Genomic DNA, 14,746 nt, shown 5'->3' on the forward strand with positions numbered 1-14,746 from the left:
CTCCAATCACCACCATCTACAAACTCGAGATAAAAATAAGGCCTTCATGATGAAGGCCTTATTTATTGTTCACTGACTAGCTAATATTAATTGTGAGAAACCACAATCAGGCGCAGCGAATCTAGTTGAACCTGAGCTTTGCTGATGTAGCCTGTCAGTTCGTTAATTTGAGCTTCGATAACTTCTAACTCTTCATCTCGAATGTTTGGGTTCACCGCTTTCAGTGCTTGTAGGCGCTCTAGTTCACCGTTGAGGTTTGTCTGCATATCTCTCTGCGCTTGCTGACGCACTTCTTCAACTTTAGGAAGAACTTGTGCCTCACCCGCTTCGATTAGCTTGTGAATTTCGCCTTGTACCGAGTTAACTAGCTTACTTGCTAGGTGACGGTTCACCGGGCTTAACTGACGGTTAAAGCTATCAAACTCAACCTGAGCAGATAGGTCGTTACCACGGCCATCCATCATCAAACGAATCGGAGTCTTAGGTAGGAACTGGCTGATACCACTGCGCTTTGGAGCTTGTGCATCCACTAGGTAAACCAATTCAAGCAGGATAGTGCCAACTGGTAGCGCTTTGTTCTTAAGTAGTGATACCGCAGAAGTACCCACCCCTTCGCTAAGTAGTAGATCAATACCACCCTGAATCATTGGGTGTTCCCAGCTAATGAAGTTCATGTCTTCACGCGAAAGCGCGGTATCACGGTCAAACGTGATAGTTGCACCTTCATAAGGTAAGCCAGGGTAGCTTGGTACCATCATGTGCTCAGATGGTGTTACTACTAACGCATTTTCACCTTTGTCGTCTTGGTTCAAGCCAATGGTGTCGAACAGGCTGAGAGCGAAAGTCACTAGGTTAGTATCGCCATCGGTTGATGCAATCTTCTCTGCGATCTCGTGCGCTTTGTCGCCGCCGTTTGAGTGCATCTCTAGTAGGCGATCGCGACCTTTTTCTAGATCCGCTTTTAGACTTTGGTTTAACTTTGCTGACTCTTCGATTACTTCATCAAGCTGTTCTGTGTTACCAGAAGCTAGCATCTCGATCAGCACATCTGAATACTTGTCATACACTGTGCGACCTGTCGGACAAGTTTCCGCAAATGCATTCAGACCTTCGTCAAACCAACGCGTTAGGATCGCTTGTGATGTGCCTTTCAAGTAAGGAACATGAATATCGATATCACGCTGTTGACCAATACGATCCAAACGACCAATACGTTGCTCAAGCAAGTCTGGGTTGAACGGAAGATCAAACATCACTAACTGGTTAGCGAACTGGAAGTTACGGCCTTCAGAGCCGATTTCACTACAGATAAGAACCTGAGCACCGCCCTCTTCTTGAGCAAAATAAGCCGCTGCTTTATCACGCTCTAGAATCGACATGCCTTCGTGGAATACGGTTGCACGTACACCTTCACGCTCACGTAGTGCTTGCTCTAATTGAAGAGCAGTACTTGCACGTGATGCGATCACTAAGATTTTTTCGCTTCGCTTGTCTTGGATCTTTTCAATCAACCAGTTAACACGCGAATCAAACTGCCACCAACTTGAGTCTTCACCTTCAAACTCTTGGAAGATCTCTTCTGGATAAAGCATCTTCATCGCACGAGCTTCTGGTGCCATCTTGCCACCGATCATGCCTGATACACGCATCGACGTGGTGTACTGCGTTGGAATGTCCATCGGCAGTAGGTTTACGTTACGCTTAGGGAAGCCTTTGATAGCGGCACGTGTGTTTCTAAATAAAACACGGCCAGTACCATGACGGTCCATAAGGTTATCAATTAATTCTTGGCGAGCTAACGCTTGCTCTTCTTCGCTGCTATCACCTTCGATAACGCGGAATAGATGCTCTACATCTTGCTCAGAAAGCAACTCGGTAATCTGATTCTTCGCGCTGTCTTCAAGTTTCACGCCAGAGAATAATGCTGTTACTGCATCAGCAACCGGTGCGTATTGATCTTCTTCCTCAACGAAAGCTTCGTAATCGTAGAAGCGATCAGGATCCAATAAACGCAGACGTGCAAAGTGACTCTCACGGCCCAGTTGCTCTGGAGTCGCAGTCAGCAAAAGCACGCCAGGAGTATTTTCTGCCAAGCCTTCTACCACTTGGTATTCACGGCTTGGTTTATCCTGGCTCCACTCAAGGTGATGCGCTTCATCGACAACCAATAGATCCCACTCACCTTCAAGTGCTTGCTCATAGCGCTTGCGGCTCTTGCGTAAGAAATCTAACGAACACAGAACATATTGTTGGGTATCAAATGGGTTATCTGATTCTGCAAAGGCTTCAATACAACGCTCTTCATCAAAGATAGAAAAGTGCAGATTGAAACGACGCATCATCTCAACTAACCATTGGTGTTGTAGAGTTTCAGGAACCACAATCAGGATACGTTCAGCGCGGCCAGACAACACTTGTTGGTGGATGATCATACCCGCTTCGATGGTTTTACCTAGGCCAACTTCATCAGCGAGTAAAACACGTGGCGCATGACGGCGACCCACTTCATGAGCGATGTATAACTGGTGAGGAATTAGGCCAGCACGCATACCACACAAACCACGCATTGGGCTCTTGTGTTGTTGATATTGGTTACTTAGCGCGCGGTAACGCAGCACAAAGTTATCCATACGATCGATTTGACCTGCGTACAGTTTGTCTTGTGGCTTGTTAAATCGGATCTGATTGCTTAAGAAGATTTCACGCAGAGCCACTTCTGATTCTTGGGTATCTTCGCGTGTACCTAGATAGGTTAGTAGCCCTTTATCTTCGATAACTTCTTCAACAGATAGAGACCAGCCTTCTTGGCATTCGATGACATCGCCTACATTAAACGTTACTCGGGTTACGGGAGCATCCGTACGTGCATACACACGGTTTTCTTCTGATGCTGCAAACATTAGTGTCACAGTGCGAGCATCCATTGCTACAACGGTACCTAAACCTAAATCGCTCTCCGTATCGCTTATCCAGCGTTGCCCCAAAGCAAATGTCATGAATCGACTACCTCAATCTTATAGTTGGAATTTGGTCTTTTTAGCTGATATTTCAAACAAGAACATTCCTGCTCTTGAACTAAAAATATAGCCAAAACTGCCTAGTTTGCAGCCACTTTTTAAGTGCGCTCTAGATAATAAATATCTCGAGAAAATGGTGCAGAAAAAGGTCGCTAATCTTACTCGATGCTGTGATTTAGGTCACGTCTAAAGGAGATGATTTCATGCTTTTTTTCTGTTTTCGCCAATGCAATCAAACTGTCAAAAAGTCATGGCTAATCTATTGGTAGCAGATTGCTGCTGTTAATGGATGCGCCATATTCACTCATCACAATATGACGATATTCCTCTCGATGAAGTTTAGGTGAGTAGTTGACTATCACCAGAATGAGATACTAATCTTTAAGTGAGCTTTATCTACGTTCAATGAATGCAAGGCAAGCCGTACGCGGCAAGGAGATGCTATGGGCGAGACCAACCGGAAGCTATTTGTTTTAGACACCAATATCCTACTTCACGAACCCTTCGCTATATTTTCTTTCCAAGAGCACGATGTCGTTATCCCCATGACAGTGCTAGAAGAACTAGACAGAATCAAAGACAGTAAGAGAGACGTTGCCCGAGATGCGAGAATTGCGATACGAACTCTCGAAGATCTGTTCAGGGAAGCTACACCAGACCAAATATCGGAAGGTATCCCTTTCACCAAAGACATTAAAGCCTCAGGCAGTATTTCAATACTCGCCGATTACGAACTTCAAGAAAGCATCAAAGCCTTTGCTGATGACAAGGCCGGCGATAACCGAATCCTCAACGCTGTACTCTACCTTCAAAACAAACGCGCGCCACGCGAAGTGGTTCTCATCACCAAAGACATCAACATGCGCTTACGTGCAAAAGGCGCGGGCGTACGTTTCGTTGAAGATTATCAAACTGACCAACTGATTGATGACATTCAATACCTAACCAAAGGCTTCCAACAACTCGAAGGCGCATTTTGGGATGGTATCGACAACGTCGAAAGCAAAAACCTTGGCGGAAAAACGTTACACACGTTAGCAAGAGAGCCTTTCGAGCCGACCTTCCTCAACCAATATGTGATTGATGAAGATAGCGACTTTGCAGCTAGAGTTGAAGAGATTGATACCGAAACCATCACACTCAGGGACTTAAGCCGTGAACGCTTAATGAACCGCAGAGCCTGGGATATCACACCCAAGAATATTTATCAGGGAATGGCGATTGATGCGCTACTCGACCCAGATATTGACCTGGTGATCCTAACTGGTGCTGCAGGTAGTGGTAAAACGCTGCTCGCCATGGCTGCTGCACTTGAGCAAACCATAGAGCGTAAACAGTTCGATAAGATCATCGTAACCCGAAACACGCCCGACATTGGTGAGTCGATTGGTTTCCTTCCTGGTACCGAAGAAGAGAAGATGCTGCCTTGGTTGGCTGCTGTGACCGATACACTGGAAGCGCTGCACAAAAACGACCACTGTACCGAAGGGTCAATGAAATACATCTGTGACAAAGCCAATATCCAGTTCAAGTCGATCAACTTTATGCGTGGCCGTTCCATCCAAAATGCGTTTGTGCTTCTCGATGAGTGTCAGAACCTCACTGCATCGCAAATCAAAACCATCATCACCCGCTGTGGTGAAGGGACCAAGATTGTCTGCTCAGGGAACTTAGCGCAAATCGACTCTTCTTACCTAACTCCAGTGACTTCAGGTTTAACCTACATGGTTGAGCGTTTTAAAAACTTCGAAGGTAGTGCCAATATCCACCTCAATGGCGTGGTACGTAGCCGACTGGCAGAGTTTGCCGAAGAGAACATGTAATCGCTTTCTACTACTAACCCTTCCTCAAAGACAAAAAGCGCCTCACAATGGAGGCGCTTTTCACTTTAACTTTGCAGTCATTTTGCTGAGACTAGACTGATTTACTCAGTACCACCAACGGTTAGAGAGTCTAGTTTCAATGTTGGTTGACCAACACCCACTGGCACGCTTTGACCAGCCTTACCACAAACACCAACACCACGGTCGATACTTAGATCGTTACCCACCATAGACACCTGCTGCATCGCTTCGATACCAGAGCCGATCAGTGTTGCGCCCTTCACTGGATGAGTGATTTTACCGTTTTCAATCATGTATGCTTCAGAAGCTGAGAACACAAACTTACCAGACGTAATATCTACCTGACCGCCACCGAAGTTTGGTGCGTAGATACCTTTATCGACTGTCGCAATAATCTCTTCTGGTGTGTGCTCACCCGGTAGCATATAGGTATTCGTCATACGCGGCATTGGAAGATGCGCATAAGACTCACGACGACCGTTACCAGTTGGTGCCACACCCATTAGACGAGCATTCAGCTTGTCTTGCATGTAACCTTTCAAGATGCCGTTTTCGATTAGGGTATTGTACTGACCGTTAACACCTTCATCATCCACGTTCAGTGAACCACGAAGATCAGTCAATGTACCGTCATCGACAATCGTACATAAGCTTGAAGTAACTTGTTCGCCAACTTTACCAGAGAATACTGAAGACTCTTTACGGTTGAAGTCGCCCTCTAAACCGTGACCTACGGCTTCGTGCAGCAGAACGCCCGGCCAACCAGAACCGAGAACGACAGGCATTGCCCCAGCAGGCGCAGCAACTGCTTCAAGGTTAACAAGCGCTTGGCGAATCGCTTCATCAGCAAACTGATAAGCTACTTGAGTGCCTTTATCATCGCTTAGGAAGAAGTCGTAACCAAAACGGCCACCACCACCAGCACTACCACGCTCACGGCGATCGCCTTTCTGAGCAAGAACACTAATAGATAAACGAACCAGCGGGCGAATATCGCCAGCGTACGTACCATCCGTCGCGGCAACCAGCATCTGCTCATGCACACCGCTTAGGCTTACCGATACTTCCGTCACCATTGGCTCTTTAGTACGAATGTAAGCGTCCAATGACTTAAGAAGTTCTGTTTTTTGCTGCTTTTCCCAGCTTGCTAACGGGTTGACTGCATCATAATACGTTTGGTTAGAGTTGCGCTTGAAGGCTTGTACCTTGCCGTTTTGACCTTGCTTCGCAATACCACGAGCTGCAATTGCGCTCTGCTTAAGACCATCCAGTTGGATTTGGTCAGAGTAAGCAAAACCGGTCTTTTCACCAGATACTGCACGAACGCCCACACCGCAATCGATATTGAAAGAGCCGTCTTTAATAATGCTGTCTTCTAGCACTAAAGATTCGTGCCAGCTTGACTGAAAGTAGATATCAGCATAATCAATTTGGCGGGTAGCAATGCTCGCCAATGTATCTGCGATATTTTGCTCCGTAAGCCCTGTCGGGTTCAGTAGCGCTTCTTCAATTTGATTAATGCTCATAGATGGCTCTTGTTTGTAATTAAAATTGATTGGTAAATCGAGTGTGTTGTGTGATGGGCATATTTTGCCTAATGGATTCACAACTGGATGTGTCTATCTCGACCACCATACTTTTAGGGTCTTGGTCTAACTGTGCGACCACTCTCCCCCAGGGATCAACCACCATAGAGTGTCCCCATGTTTCTCTTTGGCAAGGGTGCTTACCACCTTGCCCTACCGCAACAATCCACGACTGTGTTTCGATTGCCCGGCATCTTAACAGTGCTTCCCAGTGCGCCTGACCGGTTACCGCAGTAAACGCAGCTGGTACCACGATGATCTGCGCGCCTTGCTGGCGTAACTCTGAATACAAGTGAGGAAAGCGCACATCATAGCAAATACTTAACCCTAAGTGACCAAAAGGCGTTTCCGTTGTCACAACTCGGTCACCCGGTGTGAAAATATCGGACTCTCGATAGCACTTGTGGGCATCGGCGACATCCACATCGAACATATGTAGCTTGTCATAGTGAGCCACTAAGCTGCCAAAGTCATCAATCACCAGAGTCGTTGTGGTGACACCCTTCGCTGTACTTATCGGCATACTGCCCACAATGATCCAAATGCGATGAAGCCTAGCTAACTCAGCCAGTTTTTTCTGTAATGGACCACCATTCAATGGCTCGGCATACTGGTGATAATCCGCTTTGCTACCGAATACCAATGCATTCTCTGGGCAAACGACCCATTTAGCCCCTAACGCCTTACACTTGGCTACCTCTTTGGCGAGATAATCAAGGTTACTGTCAGGGTCAGGGCCCGAAGTCATTTGAATCAAACCAACACAATCCATGTGTACTGCTTCTCCATTCATTATGATTCAGAAATCACTATTTATCTGTATATTAGGGCTTACTTTTACTCAGCCAACTTTCTTAGATTTTCTGGAAGTTGGAACTCACCAGAGCTACGAGAAAGCTCACTTACCGTTGGTGAATCCAGAGGGCCTTTCACCGAGTAATTAACCTGAGTAAAGACCTCAACAACCGGTGAAATCACCGTGGTTACCGCCAATACATACAACGCAGTTTGAGGCGTTACCGCAAACGCTGTTAGCACTGGAATACCCGATGTGATATCTGGCGTAAAGTTTACTTCTGCATCTACCTGACGAGTATTTAGGTTAGCGATGCCTTTTATCTTCATCTCACCCGCTACGGCATCCATGTTCAGATCGTTGGTCAGGAAGATACCATTTTGCATCTTGCCCGTGCCTGTAATGCTGTTAAATGCCATGCCTTTATCAAACACATCAGAGAAATCGAGCTGCATCTTACGAATGATCGAATCTAAACTGAACAAACCAAGCAAGCGAGCTGCCCCGCTCACATCTGAGATAATACCTTTACCGAACTTGGTTTTTACGTCGCCATCTAAAGTATCCATCTTGATACCCCAAGGTGAACCGTCCCAGTCAAGTTGAGCTTCTAGCTCAAACGGTGCTTTTTGAATCCCCGAGGTGATACCAAAGCGCTCCATCAACTCACTGTTGTTTTCACCTTCAACGTCAACTTTCAGCGATGAATGACTCCGGTCACCATTCAATTCCCACCAGCCACTAACATCCGCTTTGTTGCCGCCGCTGCGTACCTGAATTTTCTTCCACGCAATGCGATTGTCTTCTCTAGCCAGTTCAACATCTACCTTGCCAACCTTATAGCCTTGTAGCCAGAAGTCGTTCAGGGTTAACTTGAGATTCGGCATCACATCATGGATCTTTCTATCCAACTCAGAGATCAACGGTGCTTCTTGCTCTTTGCGTTGCAGCAATGGTTCCTGGTTTGATTTGTCGCTCCATTCAGGAACAAACAGATGCAAGCGATCCAACGACACGGTTAAATCATAAGGAGGCAGATAATTAATATCCCCTTCTAGCTCTTGGCTCGATACTTCCATTTGCCAAGCTTGTTTATTCTTGCGCGCACTAAAATCCACATCATTCCAAGCAATACCACCAAGAACCAGCTCTTTACTTTCAAAAGTCACACGACTTGGCGCTGGAATCGTTGGTGTGTTCATTTGGCTTAGAACAGCTGTTGATGGCTGTACCGGCTCCATGATCACCGAAAGCCAATCATCAGCATTAAACTTATCCGTGCGAATCAACGCATGGTGACCAACTACCGGGCTAATCTTATAGCCACCTCGACCTAATACTAGGTTGGTCGCGGTTAACTCAGGCACATCACCCGTGATATCAATTTCAGCTTGGTACTTGGTATTCGGCAACTGCAAACGCGCAGTAATCGCTTCTTGGTTACCCGATGCTTGTAGCCTTGCTGAACCACTCTCTAATGACTTTTTCGCCAATGGGTATGGGTAATCGCTCGCGAGATATTTTAGGTCAGACTGTAAATCTAATTGGTAAGTAAAACCGATATCATTGAGTTGAATATCAATCTGACTTTGCCATTGTGCATGACCAGATAGACGACTCAACCATTGCTCACCAATGTAAGGCTCTAAAGGCTTCACATCCCAATCGCCCAGAACATCGATATCAACTGCATAGCCAGGACCATCATTCTGTCCTTTGAAATCAATAGAGATGCCTTGTTTAAGCAAGTCTGCCGCTAAACCATTCGCTGTCACAACATCATTATCAAACTCGATACGACCCGTGGTGTTTTCTAACACCATTGGTGGCGCTTCAATTTCAACATGGTTGCCGCTTAGGTCAGCGTAACCCCACGCTCTGGCTTCTTTATCAGAGTCGAATGGGATATTAAGCTGGAATTCGGAAGAGACATCACCGCTCACTTGCAGTGCAGTTAACGCAGCACCCACCGAGTCAACCAGTGGCGAAGCCGTCATGTAATCGCGTACCGCATTACCTGACGCGGTGGCTTTTGCTTCTATCTCGATATGACCGCCTTCACCCAAATAAGGAATACGACCAGTGATTCGATCGGCAGTCACATCCATTAATTGTGCAGAGCGAGAATCGAGATGCATCGCATCATTCTCAAACAATAGGTCCAGTTGCAGGTCTGTAATCAACGGCCACGCGGTATCGAAACTAAACTTGGCATCTTCTAATCCAACCCAGATTTGGAAAATACCATCGTGATTCGCGTATGGGTATTGAGCCAATTCACCATGCCACAACAGTTTTACAGTATCTGCCTTACCCGCTTGAATCGCAGTAGATAGGTAATCAGTCAGGTCTTGCCCAAGCGCTAAGGTCGGTAGGTAACGCCATGTTTCGCCAACGTTGTAAGCGTCTGCTTCACCGTAAAATGATAAGTAAGGGCTCGCATCTTTAGGGAAATCTAATCGAAACGCACCTAACACTTGTAAATCTGGCGTGGCTGCCGTGACTTTATCTGACCAAAGCTTCCAGCCGCTCTCATCTTGCTGCCATACAATATCAACCTGACCTTGCTTGATGTTTAAAGGCGCTTGGAAAACATCGCCATACGGGAATACATCGTCAATAACATGTAGGCTGGCTTTTGCTTCGGTCATAGAGCCGAACATGCTACCAGAAACTTGGCTAAAGCCCGGCACTAAATCCCATTGCTCAATCGCAAGATCAGAAAAACTGGCGGAGTAACGTAGGCTCTCGATACCAGATTCCATAGATAGACGAATATCAGAGACCGTACCACCCGGAGACAACACATTTATCATCTTGGTTGACTCTTCTGAGTCTGGCAGCAGCTTGATAAGCGGCGTGATAGTCGAGATATCGAGCTCAGACACATTTAGCTGCCAAGGGCCTTGTTGCCACTTAAATGCCACATCTAGCTCGGGCCACGGCGTATCATCGGTTCTCAAGTTAAGTGAGTGACCATTTACTTGCCAGCCATCATCGATTGGAGACAACTTAAACACGCCTGATTCAAGCATCAAGTCATGCTTGCCATCTTCGTTCCAGGTCAATTCTGAAGGCAGCACTTCAACGTAGGCACTTACTGGCTTGCTATTACGTAGCGTGAGCCAGCTATTTAGGCTCACGGTCCCCGTTTCAATGCCAGACTCTGCCTGCATGTAACGGGTCAACCAAGGTTTAATTGAGATGTTATCTGCGCTGACATAAAACTCACCAGTCACATCAGTGAGTGAGCCACCATCAATAAAGTTAGCGCTTACTGACAAAGAGTTGAGGTTGGCGTCTTTGATACTCACCACCCCTTCTGCGAGGTGGTGTTTGCCAGAGTTTTGCCATTTTAAAGTTTCGATATCAAGCTGACGCTCTTCATCAGAGACAGCACGATACAAAATGGTGGAATCTTTCGCGGTGACATCGACCAAGGTTTTCAACAGCAGGTTATCGAGCTCCTGCATCACACGCTTAGAAGACTCGGAATCTTTGGGTTTGTCAGTCTCGTTTTGCCCAGCAAACAGGTCAATAGAGCGGATATCAAGATACATCTGATTCATGACCAAATCCGCCACAACCGGACGCATCTGAACGAGCGATTGAATCAAGTCAAACTCGACTTCAACACGCTCTACAGAGAAGGCCACGTCTTCTGCATTAGGAAGGCTAGCTTTAACACCTTGCAGTGCTATGGAAGGGTGAGTGTTACGCCAAAAACCACCCACGTCTTGAATCGAAAACTCAAAACCGGAATGTTGATTTACCCAAAGCTCAATTTCAGATTGATACTTGTTTAAATTGGGTAAGGCTACACGCAGTGTAGTAACAGCAATGGCTAGCGTTACTAAGAGAGTAACCACTAACCATAAGCATGCACGTAGAATCAGAGTAACGCTTGAGCTCACAAAATTTCCATTACATCATAACAACATCAAACTGCTCTTGTATGTACAGAGGCTCAGCCTGGATTTTAACTTGTTTACCAATAAACACTTCAAGCTCGGCAAGCGCATGAGACTCATCGCCCTCTAACGCTTCAGCAACCGCAGCTGCAGCATAAACCACAAACTTATCAGCGTCGTAGGCTCGGTTGACACGAGTGATTTCTCGAAGTATTTCATAACAAACGGTTTCAACTGTCTTCACGCTGCCACGACCTTCACAAGCAGGACAACTCGAACACAAAATATGCTCAATACTTTCACGAGTACGCTTACGCGTCATCTCTACTAAACCAAGCTGTGTGAAGCCATTAATATTGGTCTTTACACGATCTTTGTCTAGCGCACTTTCTAGGGAAGTTAGTACTCGCTTACGGTGGTCTTCCGACAGCATATCGATAAAGTCGATAATGATGATGCCGCCTAAGTTACGTAAACGTAGCTGACGAGCAATCGCTTGTGTCGCCTCTACATTGGTATTGAAAATCGTCTCTTCTAAATTGCGACGACCGACAAAGGCACCGGTGTTGATATCAACCGTGGTCATGGCTTCCGTTTGGTCGATAATCAGATAGCCACCAGACTTGAGCTCAACTTTACGATCCAGAGAGCGCTGAATTTCGTTCTCAGTATCGTACATATCAAAGATAGGCTTATCACCTTCATACAGCTCAAGCTTATCAGTCAGCTCTGGCACATATTCAGAAGTAAACTCTTTAAGGTTTTCATATTCAAGGCGGGAATCGACCTGAATCTTGCTCAATTCCGTTCCTACGAAATCACGTAAGATACGCTGACTTAAACACAACTCACCGTACAAACGAGTGCGCGCTTTATGCTTGCCACGGCGTTCCAATACTTTGAGCCATAGACGCTTCAAGAATGCCGCGTCTTGTGCAAGTTCGTTTGAATCAGCGCCTTCTGCAGCAGTACGGATAATAAAGCCACCATGCTCATCACAGTAATGAGAGACGACCTTCTTAAGACGATTACGCTCGGATTCGCTATCGATACGTTGAGAAACACCAACGTGACTCGCCCCAGGCATAAACACGAGGTAACGAGATGGCAGAGTGATATCAGTGGTTAGGCGAGCACCCTTGGTACCAAGCGGATCTTTAACGACTTGAACCACAATGTCTTGTCCTTGACGAACAAGCTCTGAAATATCGCGAACCTGAAATTGCTTCTTTTCATTTTCAGCGACACATTCAGTGTGTGGAACAATATCAGAGGCGTGTAGAAAAGCTGCTTTCTCAAGACCGATATCCACAAATGCAGCCTGCATTCCCGGAAGAACACGACTAACGCGACCTTTATAGATATTTCCTACGATTCCGCGTCGAGCGTCTCGTTCGATATGGATCTCTTGAAGAGTTCCCCCTTCAATCATGGCCACGCGAGTTTCACTCGGGGTCACGTTCAGCAACAATTCAGCACTCATGGTGCACCTCAGATTAGTAATTATAAGAATTCTTGCAGTAGCTGGTCCGTTTCAAATAAAGGTAAGCCGACAACGGCGTAATAACTACCTTCGATTCGGGTGACAAAGCGCCCACCCAAACCTTGGATCCCATAGCTACCGGCTTTATCGCATGGCTCCCCTGTTTGCCAGTATTGTTCTATTTCTTTTTCACTGAGGGGTTTAAACCATACGTCGGTAATAACGATTTCTGTTTTTTGTTTTTCTTGTGAAACCACTGACACAGCCGTCATCACTTGGTGACGTCCATTCGCTAACTGAAGCAGCATACGCTTAGAGTCAGAAAAATCCGCGGGTTTCTCGAGCACTTGCCCTTGGCTTACCACTACAGTGTCAGAGCCAAGAACCACTATTTCAGAATCAAGAGAAATAGCATCAGAACTAACAACTACAGTATCAGAACCAGAAGCTACATGCTGCTTTTCAGAAGGATTCGTTGTTAATAAAGACAGCGCAGCTAGAGCTTTATCTAAAGATAGTCGCTTAACGTACTCTTCGGCGGTTTCTTGAGTGTGTTTACACTCTTCAACATCGGTGACTAAGACAGAAAACTCATAGCCGAGTTGAGATAATAATTCTTTGCGGCGCGGCGAACCGGATGCCAAAACTAAATGTTTCTTTTGCATTGTCATGTTACCTCACATGCCAATGGCGACGCACACGTCTCATTAACAAGAACATCCAAGGCCAAAGTATACAGTTTATCAATGCACTCCATAACGATAATGGATTGAAAACGACATCTTGGATCAAATATTCACCGAAGAATATCAGCACCTCAAACAATACCGTTAACGCCGCAATGATCATGGCTTGTTGCCACAGCGCCATATTACGAATTACGAGGAAGTTTAACGCAACGATGTACATCACGATTGCCATCATCATGCCTCGAATTCCTAATGTCGAACCAATCAAAAGGTCCCACAATAGGCCAAGAATCAAAGCGCTGCCCACGTTAACACGGTGCGGCAAAGCCAGAACCCAGTAACAAGTAACCAGCAGTAACCAAGACGGTCTGAACAAGTCTAAACTGCCTGGCCATGGAATGGTTTGCAGAATAAGCGCGATCAATAATGAACAGCCAATTACTATCTTGCTTCTTAAAACGCTATTGGCCATTTTCATCCTCTAACATTGCTTGCTCTATGTTGGATTGATCGGTTTGTTTCTGTTTGTTTTCGTCAGGCCACACAAGCAGCAGATATCTAAGCTTATCAAACTCAACCACAGGTTCCGCTTTGATTACCGCAAACTCACGTTTCGGATCGTAATCAACCTTAGAGACATAAGCGACTGGGTAACCTTCTGGATAAACACCACCAAGCCCTGACGTTACCAAGAGATCTTCTTCCTGAATATCAGTACTGGTTGGAATGTGCTCTAGCTGGATTTCATCAATCATGCCATTTCCAGAAGCAATCACACGGATATCGTTACGGATAACCTGGACGGGAATCGCATTGTTTGCATCCGTCAGTAGCAAGACTCGACTATTGTGAGCCGCAACAAAGGTCACTTGACCAACAATACCTTTCTCGTTAATCACCGGCTGACCTTCATACACCCCATCAATCTGACCTTTATCGATCACGACTTGATGACGGTATGGAGAGGTATCAACGGCCATAACTTCAGTAACGACTTTCTTTTCATCACGGATAAACGGAGAGCCTAATAGCTTACGAAGGCGCTTATTTTCTTCTTGATATTGCTCAAGCAAAATAAGCTCGCTCTTCAGTCGCAAGACTTCTCGTTTCATATTATGGTTTGATTCGATCAGTCCTTTACGAGTGCTAAAACGGTCGTATACACCGTCGAACATAGTGCGAGGCAAGTTGGCTGCATATTGAATTGGGGCAACCATGCTGTTCAATAGATAGCGGACATTTGAGAAAGCATCTAAACGACTATCAGCCAGCATAAGGCTGGCTGATAAAATTACAGCAAAAAACAGGCGCAATTGTAGAGAGGGACCTCTACCAAAAATTGGCTTCATTCTATATTTGATCCTAGAGCTACATTTGATCCTATAGACAAGGTCCTAGGCTCTTTACATAAAACTAGATA

General features: G+C 45.8%; 9 protein-coding genes. 1 reads left to right on the forward strand and 8 read right to left on the reverse strand.

The annotated features are described in order from the left end of the window. Positions 1–86 precede the first annotated feature (86 nt). Complete coding sequence (gene rapA / locus OH460_RS10345) at positions 87–2,996, reverse strand: RNA polymerase-associated protein RapA (protein WP_269996998.1); 2,910 nt, start codon at positions 2,994–2,996, stop codon at positions 87–89. Between the two features lie 464 nt (positions 2,997–3,460). On the opposite strand from rapA, the gene OH460_RS10350 reads away from it, so the two are divergent. After that, positions 3,461–4,840 carry a PhoH family protein gene (locus OH460_RS10350; RefSeq protein WP_269996999.1) on the forward strand — a complete coding sequence of 460 codons (1,380 nt, stop codon included), beginning with the start codon at positions 3,461–3,463 and terminating at the stop codon, positions 4,838–4,840. Between the two features lie 101 nt (positions 4,841–4,941). Here the strand turns inward: OH460_RS10350 and tldD are convergent, their stop codons facing one another. The 7 genes from tldD to mreC form a co-directional block, all read right to left on the reverse strand. After that, positions 4,942–6,387, reverse strand: a complete 1,446-nt coding sequence (gene tldD / locus OH460_RS10355) for a metalloprotease TldD (RefSeq protein ID WP_017630734.1) — start codon at positions 6,385–6,387, stop codon at positions 4,942–4,944. 19 nt (positions 6,388–6,406) lie between these two features. After that, positions 6,407–7,219 (reverse strand): carbon-nitrogen hydrolase family protein, encoded by an 813-nt coding sequence (locus OH460_RS10360; protein WP_019826945.1) that lies wholly within the window; start codon positions 7,217–7,219, stop codon positions 6,407–6,409. A gap of 65 nt (positions 7,220–7,284) precedes the next feature. After that, complete coding sequence (locus OH460_RS10365) at positions 7,285–11,157, reverse strand: YhdP family protein (RefSeq protein WP_269997000.1); 3,873 nt, start codon at positions 11,155–11,157, stop codon at positions 7,285–7,287. 10 nt (positions 11,158–11,167) lie between these two features. Continuing rightward, positions 11,168–12,637: a ribonuclease G gene (gene rng, locus OH460_RS10370; protein ID WP_004740839.1), complete on the reverse strand. Its 1,470-nt coding sequence runs from the start codon at positions 12,635–12,637 to the stop codon at positions 11,168–11,170. A 20-nt stretch (positions 12,638–12,657) separates the two neighbouring features. Next, positions 12,658–13,302, reverse strand: a complete 645-nt coding sequence (locus OH460_RS10375; RefSeq protein WP_269997001.1) for a Maf family protein — start codon at positions 13,300–13,302, stop codon at positions 12,658–12,660. A 7-nt stretch (positions 13,303–13,309) separates the two neighbouring features. Further along, on the reverse strand, positions 13,310–13,798 hold the full coding sequence (gene mreD / locus OH460_RS10380; protein WP_019826951.1) for a rod shape-determining protein MreD: 489 nt from the start codon (positions 13,796–13,798) through the stop codon (positions 13,310–13,312). Continuing rightward, a complete protein-coding gene (mreC, locus tag OH460_RS10385; RefSeq protein WP_008220573.1) occupies positions 13,788–14,675 on the reverse strand; it encodes a rod shape-determining protein MreC in 888 nt (295 codons plus the stop codon). Before mreC ends, mreD begins: the two co-directional genes overlap by 11 nt. Between the last annotated feature and the right edge of the window lie 71 nt (positions 14,676–14,746).

The sequence above is a fragment of the Vibrio sp. Makdt genome (assembly GCF_027587015.1).
In the GTDB taxonomy this organism is placed as follows: domain Bacteria; phylum Pseudomonadota; class Gammaproteobacteria; order Enterobacterales; family Vibrionaceae; genus Vibrio; species Vibrio chagasii_B.